The sequence below is a fragment of the Geodermatophilus sp. SYSU D01176 genome (genome assembly GCF_054050015.1).
This window is the reverse complement of record NZ_JBJGYN010000001.1, coordinates 345,623-360,614: the sequence shown is the minus strand read 5'-3', so window position 1 is coordinate 360,614 and position 14,992 is coordinate 345,623. Positions and strand designations below refer to the sequence as shown.

Below are 14,992 nucleotides of genomic sequence, written 5' to 3'. Positions count from 1 at the left end.
CCGGCGTGCAGATGAACCTGATGACCGAGTACTGGGTCGGCTGGGCGCCCACCGAGTACGCGGGCACCCGCGGCTGGTCGGCCGAGGCGATGGCCGAGGCGGACGCCGACCTGGTGCGGCGCGGGCTCGTCGCCGACGGGGCGCTCACCGAGCGGGGCCGGCGGCTGCGCGACGGCATCGAGCAGCAGACCGAGGCCGCACTCGCGCCGGTCCTGGAGGCGATCGGCCCCGAGCTGCCCACGCTCACCCGACAGCTCGACGAGTGGTCGGCGGCGCTCGTCGCCGGCGGCGCGGCCCCGCCCGACGTCTACAAGCGGATCAGCGGCTGAGCTGCGCGGGTCGGCACGCGCGGTCCTCGGCCGAGGTACCAGCCGGTGAGCCGCCCTCTCCTGGACTCGGCATGCCGGCCCCCCTTCGACCGAGCACGTGCGCAGGCCGGTCCGTCGGCGACCTCGCCCCGGTCCTGCGGCCGAGCCGGTGGACACGGCCCGGGTCGGACGGTGGTCGGCCGGCATCCCCGCGACGGCACGACACGGGCTCCTGGTGGGCGACGGCTGCCGCGGGGGCAGGCCGCCGTCGCCCGGGCGCCCGCCGCTCACCCCGGCGGCACCCAACCAGGCAGCACCACGACCGCCGCGCCGGCGAGGACGGCCGCGCCGGGCCCGGCGAGCCTGCTCGCCTGCGCGGCCAGCTTCTCCGCGGTGACGAGCACGGTGAGCAGCACCATGAGCCACAGGCTCGGGGACGCCGTCGCCATCGCAGCCATGACCGGCCAGCAGGACACGACGCACCAGCGCCCGTACCGCAGTGCCGCGCCGGCGCACGCTGCGTCGGCCCGGACGCCGCGGGGCGGCAGCGGCCGCAGGAGGTGGCACGCGCGCACGGCGCGCCACTTCCACGGCGACAGCTGCCACAGCGCCGCCGCGGCGAGCAGTCCGGGGAGGACGACCGCGGAGCCGACCCCCAGCCCGCGCCCGGCCAGCCACGCCGCGGCGTGCGCGACCGCCCCGAAGGCGGCCCACACGCCGACGTACCCGCCCAGGAAGAGCACCGTCGTCCGCTGCCGCCGGGACCACAACCCCCCCAGCGCGAGCTCCCGGGCGGCCGGCAGGGCGCCGGGCAGCATCATCGCGGCGACCATGACCAGCCAGCCGGCGGTGGACGGGAGGACCGGCGTGGCGTGGTGCCCGGAACCGTGCGCCGAGCCGGCGCCCCCCGCCGTGGGTACGACGAGCCACACCCAGGCCAGGGCCACCACCCCTGCGGCGGCAGCCTCCGGGTGCCGCCACGCGCGCCGCTGGAACGCGGACGCGCCGGTCACTCGACGAAGAGCCCGACGCGCCCGACCCGCACCGCCGTGACCTCCCGCTGGGCGTCGTCCGCGGCACGACGCCGGCCCCGCCGCAGCGGCCGGAACGAGACGGTGACCGACTCCGGGTCCCAGCGCCCCTCCTCGCGGAGGCCCTCGACGATGTCCGTGACGTCGAAGGACCGGCGCAGGTCGTGTCCGGTCGTGTCACTGCCGAGGCTGCCCACCTCCTCGATACCGAAGAAGTCCAGCGTGCCCGCGAAGAAGTCCTCCGGATCGGCGTCGGCGTCCTCGTCCCCCGGCGGGTTCAGGTAGACGGCGTAGGTCACGTCGGCCGGCCGGCCCGGCTGCACGCCCTCGATCCCCTCGACCGTGAGGATCACCCGGCCGGGAGCGGCGTCCCGCTGGTCCGCGGCAGGGCCGCTCGGGCGGTCGATCCGGAAGGAGACGTCCTGGGCACCGCCGGAGAGCTCCACCGCGCCCTCGGTGGCGCCGACCAGTTCGGCGGGGGGCCCGTCGTGCCCGGGAGGTGTGCCCTCCGAGCGACCGGTGCCGGAGTCGTCGCTCGCGGACGGCGGTTGCACCCGGCCTCGCCTCCCCCGGCGGCCGGGCGCGGGCACGGTGATGTCCTCGTAGGTGTAGTCGAGGTCGGCTGCCGTGTCGAGCACGTCCGCCGCCGTCCCGCTGGTCTGGTTGCCCTTCTCGTCGTGGAAGCGGAACACCGTCGTCCCCCACGCCGACGTGACGTCCGGGTCCGGGCGGCCCAGCTCCAGCCGCCACGACTCCCACAGCCGGTCGATGTTGGCGTGGTGCATCCAGAAGACCGGGTCGAGCCCGGCGGTGGCGAAGCCGGCCATGAAGCCGCCGACCTCGACGTGCACGGACCCGTGCGGCGTCTGCTCCAGGGAGCCGGGCATCCTCCTGACGTCCTGGTTGAAGTGGTTCCACCCCGTCTCCGCTCCCCCGAAGCCGCCGTCCGGGCGCGGGCGGGCGAACACCGTCGGCGCGAGCGCCCGGTCGATGAGGACCGCCCGCGGGTCGAGCTCCTCGCCGTCGTTGACGAAGTCGTTGCGGTCGGCCACGAACAGCGGGTTGGGCGACCCGTCGGGCATCGTGGCGTCGCGGAACGCCGCCGGGAGCGTCGCGCGGGTGCCGCCGGGTGAGTAGTTCCAGTAGGGCAGGGCCCAGCCGGCCCTGACCTCGTAGTCGATCGAGGAGTTGGCCTCCACGCACGCCTGCACGACCCGCTCGAACCAGTGCAGGTACAGCCGGTGCCACGACAGGAAGAACCACGTCTGGTGCTGGCACTGGCCGCGGAAGTCGTCGGGCTGCCCGCCGTCGGGCATGCCGTGGATCTGCGCCTGGTACGTCCAGCTCGTGGGATCCGCATCGGCCCTCGACTGCATCTCCCGCACCGCGAGGGCGTACGCCCGGGTGATCGGGTGCCAGGGCTGCTCCTCCTCCAGACTCCAGATGTCCCTGCGGACGCGTGCTCCCCTGCGGCCGCTGTTCCCAGACGTCTCCGACATGGCCTGCTCCCTCCTCCGCGGACCTCGGTCACGGCGGCGGCACGGTAGCGACGACCGCGTCACCGATGCGTCAACGGACCGTCGTGCGGCCGCGGGCAGGGCCGGCCCGTGCCCGTCACGGGTGCGGCCGGCGTCGCCCTCCGAAGGCGCAGGAGACGAGGGTCCCGCCGACCCGCCCCGGCCGGCCGCTACAGCGCTGCGTGCAGCTCCCCGGCCAGGCGGAGCGAGAGCGCGGAGAGGGTCAGCGCGGGGTTGGCCGCCGCGATGAACGGCACGACGGAGTTGTCGGCGACATAGAGGTTGTCGAGGCCCTCGAACCGCAGATCGGTGTCGACGACACCCGACCCGTCACCGCTCATCCGCAGTGAGCCACCGGCGTGGTGCGGCGTCCCCTCGTTGCCGAAGTGCATGCCCTCCGACGGGTCGAACGGATCGGCTCCCAGGAAGCCGACGATCTCGTTGCGCAGGTCACGCGCCTCGGAGAACAGGTGTGATCCGGTGAGGTTGGGAGCGACCCGCACCCGGGCCTTCGCGCCCGGACCCACGTCGGTGACGCTGTTCCCGTCGTCGAGGTGGCTGCCGAGGACGAACTGCAGCCGGACGGCGGAGTCCGGGGCCGCGTCGATGCGCTGCTTGCGGACGTCGTCGTCGGGATGCCGCAGGTCCCAGTACTTCGGGTTGATCAGGACCTCGACGTTGTACCCGTGCTGGTCCATCGACGCCTGCCCGTGCGCCATGAGGACCTTCGCGTGATCGGTGACGCCGCCGAACCGGCTGTCCGGCGGCAGGCGGTAGGAACGGGAAAAGAAGGCGGGGTGATCGGTGAGGCCCCGTCCGACCTTCCCTCTCGGATCGGGTAGGTCGCTGCGCTGGACGATGCGCGGGCTCTCCAGCGAGCCTGCCGCGAGCACGACGGCGCGACCCCGGTAACGCCGCTCGACTCCTCCGACCAGGTCCCACGCGACGACATCGGTGATCTCGTCGCCGGCACGCTCGAGCCGCAGGACGTAGTGGTTGAGGTTCACGGTCAGGTTGTCCCGGCCGGCGAGGCCGGTGTAGGCGAGCGAGTCGAGCAGCAGGTCGGCCGTCGAAAAGATGCCGGTCGACTTCTCCAGCACGTTCCCGAGCGCGTCGTCGTCCCGCAGGTTCGGTTGGTGCAGGGACTGGGGGAGGTCGTCGATGAGGTGGTCGGGGAAGCGGGCGCGCAGGGCCTGCACCGTGGTGCGCTGGAACGGCCCGAGCGTGCGGCGCTTGCGCAGCAGCGCCTCCGCCAGCGCGTAGCCACCGCCCTCGGTGAGGTAGGAGCGCACGGGTTCGGGCCAGAACTGCAGCTCCCAGTCCCGCATGCGGGGGATCAGCCCGGACCAGAACACCGAGCGCCCGCCGAGGTTCATCTGCACACCGAACAGGAACCCCGACCCCGGCTCGTTCACGAAGTTGCCGACCTGGTGCTGCCGGGGCAGCTCCGGCCAGTCGCCCGGCAGGTTCGTGATGTGCGACGGGTAGATCAGGCTGCCCGCCTCGAGGACGAGCACACGGCGGCCGAGGTCGGACAGGGTGTCGGCGAGCACGCCACCGCCGAATCCGGAGCCGACGACCACGACGTCGTAGTCGGCGTCCGAGCGGTGGTTCGCTCTCATCCGCTCCTGCTGCCCGGCGCCCTCCTCGGTACGGAGGTTGTCGTAGCCGAGCAGCGGGCGGTCCGTGGCTCCGCCCGCGAACCGGACGGAGTCCTCGTCGAACGAGTGGTCGCGGTCGGTGGGGAGGTGCAGGTCCGCACCGACCATCCAGTGGACGCCGTCGAGCAGCAGCTTCATCTGCAGCTGCGCCGGGTAGCGCTCGCGCGGCAGCTCGAACTCCCAGCCGCCGTCACGGTAGACGCCGTACACGTCGCGCTCCCAGCCGTCGACGGCGTTGCGGATGGTCACCCGGTGACCGGGCCGGAGAGCGGAGGTCCGGAAGACGATCCGGAAGGCCGGTGCCGGAGGCGCACTCCGGGCGACGTCCGCCACCGGTGCGGCCCGGCCGACGGGTGACCCTGCCTGCTCCGGGGAGACCGAGCCGCTGTGGTACGGGATGTAGACCATGGGTGGTGAGCTCCTCGGACCGGGTGGACGGGTGAGGTGGAGGTGCGGGAGACCCCGGGTGGCGGGCGCTCGGTCCCGGACGTCCGGTCCCGATCTGCCGCCTGCTCGACGGTCGTGCCCGCGGACGCCGCTCCCGTCCGCCTGCGGGGCCGGACCGCTGTGGGACCTCCCGTGCTCGGCGGGTGGCTGCTGTCGCGTGCCGGGCGGGCCGGGCTCAGACCCTGGTGACCGGGACGACGACGACGTCCTCGGCGCCGCGGGTGAGCGCCGGGTGGATCCGGGTCGAGACGAAGTCCCCGGTCTCCACCTCCCCGGACCCGCTGAGGTCGACGTGGACCTGGACCGAGTAGAGGGCGTGCTCGTCGACGAGGTCGGCCGGTACCTCGATGGTGAACGGGATCGCCCGGTGGCCGGCGAGGGCGGCATGGTCCATGCGCTGCTCCCCCACCACCGTCGACGGGGCGTCGGCCCTCGAGACGTCCTCGACCCGGACGACCACGGCCGCGGCCTCCGCCGGGAGGTCCCCCCCGGGGAGGACGACCTCCCCGCTGACCGTCCGCTTAGGCGGCGTCGCTGCGCCGCCGGCTGGTGGCTCCGCGGTCATGCGGTGCATCCTCCCGTCCCCGGTCGAGTCGGGCCAGCAGCTCGGCCACTGCCTCGGTGATGGGCAGGCCGGTCCGGTCCTCGACGAAGCGCCACTCCCCGGCAGGGTTCACCTCAAGGAACACGTCCTCGCCGGAGGGTGTGCGGCGCAGGTCGATGGCGCCGTAGACCAGACCGAGCGCACGCATCAGGGCGCGCAGTCCGTGCTCGACCTCGGGGCTCAACGTCGTGGGCCGGAAGCACGCCGCGTCCATGTCGACCCGGTAGTCGACGTCGTAGCCGCCCGGGGGCGTCGTGACCGCGACCGGGAACACCCGGTCGCCGACGACGGTCACCCGGACGTCGGCGGTCGCCGGGACACGGCGCTGGAAGATCACCGGGGCGAGGCGGACCCGCTCGAGCATCGACAGTTCGTCGGGCTGCACGACCCGGGTCTCCCGCCAGTGCTGCTCCGATGCGAGGAACGTCTTGTAGACGGTGTTGCCCGGCCCGTTCTCGGCCACGAACCGTCGCGCCACCTCAGGGTCGTTGGTGATGACCGTGCGCGGTGTGCGCAGGCCCACCGTCCCGGCGACGGCCAACTGGTAGGGCTTGTGGTGGGCCGACTCGTCCTCGGGTGGCGGGTTGACCCAGGCGAGGTCCAGGGCCGCCCACAGCCCGGCGACCGCCTCGTAGCACTCGGCGTACGTGAACTCGGCGATGTGCGGCGACAGCGACGGGTCCAGGGCGAACGGTTGCGGGCGGCGCCACCAACCGGCACCGCAGGTGCCCAGGTCGATCGACCTCCCGGCCGTCGTGAAGGTCCAGCGCGCCACACCGTCCTCGAACCGCTGCGTCAGCGAGGACCGGACGGGGAAGGACGCCGTGTCCATGAGCACTGCGGGGTGCCCGAGCCGCTCCAGGGCTCCGAGGACCCCCAGGGCATGGTCGTCGGCCGCGTGGGAGACGACGAGGATCACGACGTACTACTGCCCGCCGCCGAGCGCGCCGAGCGCCTCGGTGTACGCCTCGGCCAGCGCGTTGCCCATGTCCTGGAGGCGCGCCACCTCGAGCGCGGCTTGTGCCGCGGTGGCCTGCGCCTGAGCCTGCGCGGCGGTGCACTCGAGCACCTGACGCTGGAGTGACTGCAGGTACGCGGACACCGCCGGGTCCTGGCCCGCAACCCCTGCCGGACCGGTTCCGCCGGGGACGAAGGCCGCGTGGTGCGGTGTGGCCATGGCGAACGGGAGCAGGCCACCGGGCTGCGCCGGCTGGGCGCCGAAGCCGGGCAGGGGCAGCGGCAGGGGGTCCAGCTTGGGGGCGGGGTCGCGGGGCGGCTTGCCGGTGATCGGGTCGTCGGTGATCTTCTTGAACGGCCGGTCGTCGCGGATCTTCTTGAACGGGGGACGGTCGTCGACCAGCTTCTTGAAGTTCCCGTCGATGAACGGTGGCTTCGGCAGCACTCCGCAGGCGGGGTACATCTGCCGCACTGCGGCGACGTCCCCCGGGCTCAGTCCGTCCCGCTGCCCGATGACGGCGTTGGGATCGGTCGGTGTGATCGTCTCCTGACCGTTCCTGGAGAACGCCGTCCGTGGGTAGTGCATGATCGATCCGTAGTCGTAGGCGCCCAGGTCGTCCCCGTCGGTGATGTGCTGGTTGAACTGCGCTGCCATCCCGCTCTGGATGTTCTGCCAGTTGATCGTCACGAACAGGTCCCGGTCCTCGCGGCTCTGCTCGTGCCACAGCCCCACGGCGTGTCCGATCTCGTGGATGGTGTTCCCCGTCGAGCAGTCGGGCCCGAGGCTGATCGTCTGCTGGCCCCCCTGCATGCCGACCATGGACCAACAGCCGCCCGCGTCGGTGAACCGGACCCAGTTGGTGTCCGTCGCCGTCCGCAGGGGGAACCGGAACGCCGTCCTCGCCTCCCAGTGGGCGATGGCATCGGTCACGCGCTGCTGGTCGGGCAGGTTCGGATCGATCTCGTACGGCATCCGGCAGCCGGGCCAACGGAACTGGCTCCCCGTGATCCCGACGCTGAAAGCGACCTCGGGATCGGCCGACGCCACACCGCGGGCCCGCGCCATGGCGGTCTGGACGTCCGCGACCGCGCCGAGGCAGATGTCGCCCTCCACGATCGCCGCACCGTTGACGTCGTAGTAGGTGACCGTCTTGTTCTGGAACGTGGTGCCGTTGATGAGCGCCACGTGCATCTGGGGGGCACCGCGGAACTCTCCGCCCCCGTCCGCGGGTCGGTCGGTCGTGTCGGCGCGAGGCTTCGTCGCCATGGTCGCTCCCCCTGCCTGGTGGTCCTGCGTGCACCGCGCCTTCGACCCGTGGACGGGCAGCGCATGCCGCTGTCGAGTCGGGGCGACGGGGACGCTAGAGGCGGCGCGTCACCGAGCCGTCAATCCGCGGTGCGGGTGGTCGGGGGTGGCTGACGCGTGCGCTGCGACGGCACGAACCGTCAACCGCTCGGCACACCGCCGTGAGCCATCGCGCCGGTCGACGGCGATCGCCACCCGGCCGGGTCGAGTCCGGGCCTCACGCGGCGCCCGCCGTCACGGTGGGTCGAGACCGATCCGCTGTGCGGCCGCGGTCTTGCCGCCGAGCGCGGGGTCCGATGGGGCGCGCCGGGATGCGGGCGGCTCCGCCGGCGGCGCGACCCTCCGGGCGTCCCGGACCTGTTCCACACCGAGCAGCGGCTTCCCGTCGGCTCCGAGGTCGGTCAGCCAGGCCAGCATCGCCGCGCGCCGTGATCCGGAGAGGTCCCGGCTCACCGGCATGTACCGGGAGTCGGTCATCGGCCGGTTGAGCACCTCGATGACGTTCTCGCGCTGCGCGGCGATCTCCTCGTACAGGGCCAGGTCGAGCCGCGGCCCGAACTTGGTCATCCAGGGGTAGAGGTTCCCGTACTGGACCAGCACGTCGCGCATCGAGCCGAACCACGTCGGTGGGTCGTCGGGGACGAACCTGTTCCAGACCAGCACGCTGAGGACGTTCGAGGGGTTGGGCGAGGTGGTTCCCTCGACGCCGTAACGGATCCGGTAGACCTGACCGTCGACGTGCTCCCGCCGGTCACCGAAGTAGAACCAGCGCAGGTCGCCCGGGTCGGCGGCGGACAAGGTGACCTCGGCGACCCCGTGGTCGTCGCTCGTCACCGACTCCGGGAAGGTCAGCCCGTGCGTGGGGAACTGCGCGGACGCCTCGGGGTCCTTGGTGCGCAGGTGGGCCAGGTCCACCCGGGCACCCGCCAGCGGCCGACCGCGTCGCGTGACGTGCAGGCGCACGACCCACTCGTCACCGGGGTCGAGCCGGGCGACGAACTCGTCGGCCCGGACGTGGACGGGCGCTTCCTCGATGACGGTCCGCTGCTGCCCGTTCCGACGGGCGACGAGCAGCAGCCGGCCGGCTTCCACCCGCGCGATGTCGTCGTCGCCCAGCGTCCGGCCCGCCGGCAGGTCCACGATGCCGGCCGTGGTCCCGTACCAGCCGGCACCGCGGTAGTCGATCGGCGCCACCTCGGTGACCGAGCCGTCGTCGGCGCGACACGCCAGCACCAGATCGCCGAGGTCCGCGGGGGGCCCTCCGGCCGTGGCCGCCGGCAGCGCGTTGCCGAGGTCGAGCCGGATCTTGCGGGCTGCGGTGTCGACCACGCCCGGGAAGTAGTTGACGCCCCCGGGGGGCCGGAACCCCGGGGAGTTGTCGCCGGGCGGCGGCCCCACGCTGCCGAACTGCCGGCCGACGACGGTGTGCCTCGGTTCCCCCGCGCCGGCGATCCCCACGGTGCCCACGACCCGACCGCGGGTGAAGCCGGGGTTGGGGGTGCCGTCGGGTCGGACGGCCGACATCGAGTACCCGTCGACGTTGAACCGGATCGAGAGGGCGCCGGCTCCCGCCGCGTCGCGCAGCAGCCCCAGGAACGGCGACGTCAGCCCGTCCGACCACTGCGGCGTCTCCAGCGTCGACTGGTAGGTGGCGCCGGCCGCCTCGTCCCCTCCTCCGGTGACCCCGCGCCGCCAGATGTCGGTGAACGCGACCGGCTGCATCGCCCCCTGCACGAGGGCGGCACCGGCTCCGTCGACCAGCGCGATCTGCATGCCGAAGATCTGCGAGACCAGCTGCTGGTCGGGGTCCAGGTCGACGAGCTTGGCCGGCGTGATCCCCCGCGTGACGACGCGCAGCCCGACCACCGGATCGCCGGTGACGGCCCCGCCGTCCGCCCCGATCGCCGAGCGCACCGTCACGTTCTCGAACCGGAAGGAGTGGCGGCCGTCCGGGTTCCACCAGCCGTCGCCGCCCTGCACCCAGGCCTTGGCGCGGTCGAACGCGTCGTTGTCGTAGTGGTCCGGGTCGTTGTTCACCGTGGAGGGGTCGGCGACGAAGGTGCCGGCGAAGTGGAAGCGCGGGCAGGTCAGGTAGCTCATCTCGCCTCGTTCCCGTAGGTCGGCTCCGGACCGGTGTCGAGCCCGCGCAGGAAGGCCATGCTCGGCGCGAAGAAGTACTCGCCGCCGAGCAGCTTCACGAAGTTCGCCATCGTGAACGTGACCGTGCCGTCGCTGGGCCAGGTCTGGGCGGCCGGCGCCGAGCTCTGCCCGATGACGGCGTCCACGCCGACTCCCGCGCGGACGAAGTCGTTGCTGTCCGAGCCCTCCTGCTGGATGGCGAACTGGTCGAGGTTGCCCTGGAAGCACATGAACAGCAGGCCGACGCCGGTGGCCGGTTCCGCCGTGCCGCCGCTGCCGTCGGCCAGGTCGGGGCGCTCCCCGTAGGTGATGCCCCGCCGCACGATGCGCCGGGCCCGCTCGAAGTCCGCCGACGCGCCGATCACCCGGGGGACGTCGCCGCGCGGGTTGGTCTTGCGCACGTGCGAGTGGAACGGGGATCGGCTTCCGGCCGGGTCCTGGTCGTAGTGGAAGTCGTTCGGATCGGCGTCCGGGTGGACCGTTCCGGTCGGGATCGCCGGCGCCCCGTCCTCGAACCGGCCCACGGCCATCGCGCCGACGTCGGCCACGGGCAGGTTCGCCCGGGCGGAGAGTTCGCCGAGCGCGCGGTGCAGCCCCGCCACGTCCTGTTCCAGCTTCCGGAAGACCATGAAGCTCCCGAGGCCACCGCCGGGTTCGGGCACCAGCGCGAGCGACAGCGGGGCGGTCGGGTCCCAGTGCGCGTTCCCGCGCTCCCGGATCTCCCGGTCGGCGTCCTGCTGGATCATGATCGGCTGGCTGACGCCGTCCTGGAACCCGAAGTGCTCGATCACCAGGGTGCCGCGCGGGAACGTCCGGCGCAGCGCGCGGCCACGCTCGATCGTGAGGACGTCGGCCACGCCGGCCGCCGACGCGACCACCGCGTCGAGGGTGTCGCCCAGGCGCTGCTCGTCGTCGTCGGCCAGCAGGACCATGGCATCGATCCGCTGCCGGTAGGGCTCCTCCCACTCCGACGCCGGCGGGTCGTTGAAGGTCCGCGGGCGGCCGGCCTGCTCCTTCATCCCGAACGCGAAGTACTCCCCGTCCCGGGGACCCACGAAGCGGCCGCTCGGAACGGGCAACTCGTCGTCGGAGAAGCCGAGGTGCCGGTACCCCGCGGCGGAGAGGAGGACCATCGCGAACGGCTCCCCCGGCCCGCCCGTGTCGTGCCACGCCAGCGTCGCGCGCCGGGCGGCCCGGGCAGTGGTCACCCGGTCGGCGGCCAGGCCGGCGATCCAGCGGCGCACGGCCGGCACGTCCGGCCCCATGCGCAGGAGCACGTGCGCGGTGAAGTCGCGCCCGTGTCCCTTGACGATGTTCCCCTGGATCCCCGCCAGGAAGTCGTCGGCTTCCGGGTCGTCCAGATCCAGCGCACGATCCAGGTCGATCATGCCCACCCCCACGCCACGGCGCCGGCTACCGACCCCCGCCCTGGCAATGGTGGTGGATCGGCGTGCGGACACAAGACGTTCCGCTGCGTCTCGACGGTCGGCGCCGGAGACCGCTACGGTGCTGCCCCGGGCGACCCGGCGATCGCCCGCCACCGTCGGCCGGCCGTGCCGTTCCTCCCCCGCCCCTCCGCGGGCGCGCCTGCGACGTCGACCGGCCCCTCGGAGAGGAGCCCGACGTGGAGGCACGGTTCTTCCCCCGGGGGACGATCGCTCCACTGGGGGTGCAGGAGCCGGTGCTCGCCGACGCCACCCGGGAGACCGCCGGGAGCGCCGCGCTGCACGATCCTCCGCTCGAACCGCGCGACGAGGCGGTCTTCCTGCTGACGGCCGCGGCCGAGATCGAGCACGCGCTGATGGTGCAGTACCTCTACGCGGCCTACTCGGTGCACGTGACCGGCCCGAACAGCGACGAGCTCCGACAGGTGCGGAAGCTGCTGGTCCAGATCGCCCGCGAGGAGATGGGCCACCTCGCCACCGTGCAGAACCTGCTGCACCTCGCGGGAGGCCCGCTCAACCTGGGCCGGGACCGCGCGCCGTACGGCAGCGAGATCTACCCGTTCCGCTTCAAGCTCGAGCCGGTGACCCGCGGCTCGCTCGCCAAGTACGTGACGGCCGAGAGTCCCCGGGACCTGCCGAGCGACATGTCCCCGGAGGACCGCGACCTGGTGGAGCAGCTCCGGGACGACGCCACCGCGGCCAACGACGGGAACGCGGTCAACCACGTCGGGCCGGTCTTCGCGCGCCTGGCCGAGTTGTTCGGCGACACCGCCGGCAACCTCACCGACGCCGACGTCCGGACCGACACCGGGAGCCGGCAGGCCACCCGCGACGACTGGGGGTACGCCCCGCTGAGCCCGGCCGACGGGTCCCCCCTGCTGATCGACTCCTTCCCCGGGACGGACGCGGCCACGCTGCGGCAGGCCGCCCGCGCCGCGGTGCAGGAGATCGGCGACCAGGGCGAGGGGTTCGACCTCCCGCCGGCGGGGACGTCGCCCACTCCCACCGAGTCGCACTTCGAGCGGTTCATCGACATCTACAAGCGGGTGGCCCGCCTGTTCGGCCTGGGCGACCCGGTCACCTGGCCGGTCGCGACCAATCCCAACACCACCCCCGGGCCGGGCACGGCCGCGGACGCCGGCGCCGCCCCCGCCGACCGCCTCGGAGCCGCGGCCGAGGAGCTCGCCGCGGACGGGCGGATCGACGAACCCCGTGCACGGGCGTGGGCGCAGCTGTTCAACCTCCGCTACCGCATGCTGCTCGGTCAGCTCGTGCACTTCCTCCGCCTGGACCAGGAGCTGTACACCCGTGCAGCCGGCCCGCGGCAGGGCGACCGGACCGCGCGGGGCCTGCTGCTGCTCGGGACGTTCGACGAGATGCGGCACCTGGAGAAGATCGCCGGCAAGCTCGTGCAGCTGCCCAAGGACGCGAGCGGCACGGTCAACGCCGGGCCGCCCTTCGAGCTGCCCTACACCCTGAACCTGCCCGACGGCGAGCCCTCCCGGTGGCGGGTGCACCTCGACACGTCGCGGGCGGCCACCCGCCTGGTCACCACCCGGCTGGATCCCGACGCCGACCCGTTCCTCGCCGCCCTCGTGGCCCGCGACACCGAGACGCAGGCGATCATGGCCGCGCTCGCGGCCGGGGCGGAGATCCCCGCCGACCGCCTGCCCACCGGGTTCGCCAAGGCGGTGACCATCCTCCAGGAGGCGGTGCGCGGGTTCCGCGTCGGCGGCCGCCACGGCAGCTTCTGGGCGGGGACGACCCGGGACGAGTTCATCCGCACGCCCGTCCTCCCCCCGGGCGGCGACCCGCCGGTGGCCCTGGACGAGACCGGGGCGGTGGTCCCGGATCCGGACGTCGCGCCCCTCGTCGATCGACTCACCCGGCAGGCCGCGGCCGCCCGCATGCCGCGGTTCCGGCCCGCCGTGCCGGCGGCGCGGATCGACTACCTCAGGCAGTGGATCCGCGACGGGGCTCCGGACGACGCCCCGCCCGGCCGGGTCGGGGTCACCGTCGAACCGGACCCGCTGGACGAGCCCACCGCACCGGCCGAGGGCGTGCCGGGCTTCGCCGCCCACATCAAGGACCTCTTCCGCGACCTCGACCGGGACTCGATGCTGTTCGCCTTCGACCTGCACCGCTTCGAGGACGTCCGCGACCACGCCGACGAGATCCTGGGCCGGGTGGAGGAGGGGTCCATGCCGTGTGACGGTCCGTGGCCGGCGGAGCGGGTCGACCTCTTCCGGCGGTGGATCGACGGTGGCCGGCTCCCCTGATCCCGAGGACGCCGAGGTGCTCACCCCAGCGGGACGTCCTCCGCCGCGGCCCTCCGGGCCGCCGCCGCGATGCGGCGCACGACGAGCAGCGCGGCGAGCGCGGCCACCGCCGACGCCGTCAGGGCGAGCCCGTAGCCGGCACCCGGCTGCTGGCGGTTCCCGAGGTCCACCAGCGGTCCCAGGAGCCCCGCCACGGCGGCCGACCCCATGGTCCCCACGTTCGCCAGGCCGAAGAAGCGCGCGGCCTCCGCACCCGGCACGACGTCCGCGGTGGACGCCCAGTTCGCCACGGTGAAGAAGGCGGTCCCCAGTGACATCACCGACCCGAAGAGCAGGATCTGCCACGGCGAGCGGGCCCAGATCAGCAGCAGGGGGCCCGCGGCACCGCACAGCGTCCCCCACGTCATCACCGCCACCCGGCCGATCCGGTCCGCCAGCCAACCCGCCGCCGGTGCGGCCAGGAACGTCACCAGCGTCAGCGCGCCGAGCAGCGCGCCGGCCTGCTCGGCAGCCCTCGCCGGTTCCAGGTCGAGCCGGTCACCGACGAAGAACAGGAAGAACCGGCCGACGATGTAGGCCCCCAGCAGGAAGAGGAACCGGGCCGTCACCAGCAGCACGAAGGTGCGGTGCTCCCGCGGGTCGATCCGGAACGCGCTCCGCAGCCGTGGCCGGGGCGCCGGCTCGGACAGCGGCACGCGGGGCTCGTGCACCAGCACCACGGTCAGCACGTAGCCCACCACCAGCACCGAGCCCATCACCAGCAGACCGACCCGGCTGCCACCCGCGCCGAGGGCCAGGCCCAGCAGCACGAACCCCAGCGTCGCGCCGGCGAGGTCCATGAACCCCTTCAGCCCCGCCGCGAGGCCTCGCCTCTCGTGCGGCACGAGGTCCGGGATGAACCCCTGCTGGCCGGCCTGCGACACGCTCGCCGCGCACAGGGCGACCACGTATCCGACCGCGACGGCGGGAAGCCCACCCACGGCGTACACCGCCAGCGCGGGCACCGTCAGGACGAGCCCGAGTCCGATCGTGCCGCGGCGCCCCCCGGCGCCACGGATGCGGTCGCTCATCGTGCCGGCGAGCGGTTGCACCACCATCGCCGCCGACAGACCGACGAAGGTGAGCACTCCCAGCGCGGTCGCCTTCGACTCCCCGGCGTACCGCTCGAGGTCGCTCGGCAGCACCAGGGTCGTCAGCCCGTCGGTCAGGAAGCTCAAGGACAACCAGTAGACGGAGATGCCGGCCAGCAGCCGAGGTGAGCGGCCCGGCTCGACGGAACGCATGGCCGGCCACGCTAT

11 protein-coding genes are annotated in these 14,992 nt (G+C 73.5%); 2 read left to right on the top strand and 9 right to left on the bottom strand.

The window, feature by feature from the left end:
• Positions 1-329, top strand: a 329-nt coding sequence (locus tag ACI78Z_RS01595) for a helix-turn-helix domain-containing protein (protein ID WP_457034760.1), incomplete at its 5' end; no start/stop codon positions are given.
• Between the two features lie 266 nt (positions 330-595).
• Here ACI78Z_RS01595 and ACI78Z_RS01590 read toward each other — a convergent pair.
• The 8 genes from ACI78Z_RS01590 to ACI78Z_RS01555 all read right to left on the bottom strand — a co-directional run bounded on the left by ACI78Z_RS01590 (position 596) and on the right by ACI78Z_RS01555 (position 11,358).
• On the bottom strand, positions 596-1,321 hold the full coding sequence (locus ACI78Z_RS01590) for a copper chaperone (protein WP_457034759.1): 726 nt from the start codon (positions 1,319-1,321) through the stop codon (positions 596-598).
• On the bottom strand, positions 1,318-2,838 hold the full coding sequence (locus ACI78Z_RS01585; protein ID WP_457034758.1) for a tyrosinase family protein: 1,521 nt from the start codon (positions 2,836-2,838) through the stop codon (positions 1,318-1,320). Before ACI78Z_RS01585 ends, ACI78Z_RS01590 begins: the two co-directional genes overlap by 4 nt.
• A 188-nt stretch (positions 2,839-3,026) precedes the next feature.
• Positions 3,027-4,925 carry a GMC oxidoreductase gene (locus ACI78Z_RS01580; RefSeq protein WP_457034757.1) on the bottom strand — a complete coding sequence of 633 codons (1,899 nt, stop codon included), beginning with the start codon at positions 4,923-4,925 and terminating at the stop codon, positions 3,027-3,029.
• Between the two features lie 214 nt (positions 4,926-5,139).
• On the bottom strand, positions 5,140-5,529 hold the full coding sequence (locus ACI78Z_RS01575; RefSeq protein ID WP_457034756.1) for a YbaY family lipoprotein: 390 nt from the start codon (positions 5,527-5,529) through the stop codon (positions 5,140-5,142).
• Complete coding sequence (locus tag ACI78Z_RS01570) at positions 5,486-6,487, bottom strand: MvdC/MvdD family ATP grasp protein (protein ID WP_457034755.1); 1,002 nt, start codon at positions 6,485-6,487, stop codon at positions 5,486-5,488. Before ACI78Z_RS01570 ends, ACI78Z_RS01575 begins: the two co-directional genes overlap by 44 nt.
• A 6-nt stretch (positions 6,488-6,493) precedes the next feature.
• Positions 6,494-7,792 (bottom strand): M12 family metallopeptidase, encoded by a 1,299-nt coding sequence (locus ACI78Z_RS01565; protein ID WP_457034754.1) that lies wholly within the window; start codon positions 7,790-7,792, stop codon positions 6,494-6,496.
• A 273-nt stretch (positions 7,793-8,065) separates the two neighbouring features.
• Positions 8,066-9,931 (bottom strand): hypothetical protein, encoded by a 1,866-nt coding sequence (locus tag ACI78Z_RS01560; protein ID WP_457034753.1) that lies wholly within the window; start codon positions 9,929-9,931, stop codon positions 8,066-8,068.
• A complete protein-coding gene (locus ACI78Z_RS01555; protein WP_457034752.1) occupies positions 9,928-11,358 on the bottom strand; it encodes a Dyp-type peroxidase in 1,431 nt (476 codons plus the stop codon). Before ACI78Z_RS01555 ends, ACI78Z_RS01560 begins: the two co-directional genes overlap by 4 nt.
• Before the next feature lie 236 nt (positions 11,359-11,594).
• On the opposite strand from ACI78Z_RS01555, the gene ACI78Z_RS01550 reads away from it, so the two are divergent.
• Entirely contained in the window at positions 11,595-13,694 is a 2,100-nt protein-coding gene (locus ACI78Z_RS01550) for a ferritin-like domain-containing protein (protein WP_457034751.1), read from the top strand.
• Positions 13,695-13,714: 20 nt separating this feature from the next.
• Here the strand turns inward: ACI78Z_RS01550 and ACI78Z_RS01545 are convergent, their stop codons facing one another.
• The gene (locus ACI78Z_RS01545; RefSeq protein ID WP_457034750.1) at positions 13,715-14,977 is read right to left on the bottom strand and encodes an MFS transporter; all 1,263 of its coding nucleotides are present in this window, start codon (positions 14,975-14,977) and stop codon (positions 13,715-13,717) included.
• Positions 14,978-14,992: the final 15 nt, after the last annotated feature.

What these genes read in the sequence shown, in the direction of transcription:
- ACI78Z_RS01580 (WP_457034757.1), bottom strand. Translation starts at nt 4,925, where the DNA reads ATGGTCTACATCCCGTACCACAGCGGCTCGGTCTCCCCGGAGCAGGCA.
- ACI78Z_RS01560 (WP_457034753.1), bottom strand. Translation starts at nt 9,931, where the DNA reads ATGAGCTACCTGACCTGCCCGCGCTTCCACTTCGCCGGCACCTTCGTC.
- ACI78Z_RS01585 (WP_457034758.1), bottom strand. Translation starts at nt 2,838, where the DNA reads ATGTCGGAGACGTCTGGGAACAGCGGCCGCAGGGGAGCACGCGTCCGC.
- ACI78Z_RS01575 (WP_457034756.1), bottom strand. Translation starts at nt 5,529, where the DNA reads ATGACCGCGGAGCCACCAGCCGGCGGCGCAGCGACGCCGCCTAAGCGG.
- ACI78Z_RS01565 (WP_457034754.1), bottom strand. Translation starts at nt 7,792, where the DNA reads ATGGCGACGAAGCCTCGCGCCGACACGACCGACCGACCCGCGGACGGG.
- ACI78Z_RS01545 (WP_457034750.1), bottom strand. Translation starts at nt 14,977, where the DNA reads ATGCGTTCCGTCGAGCCGGGCCGCTCACCTCGGCTGCTGGCCGGCATC.
- ACI78Z_RS01555 (WP_457034752.1), bottom strand. Translation starts at nt 11,358, where the DNA reads ATGATCGACCTGGATCGTGCGCTGGATCTGGACGACCCGGAAGCCGAC.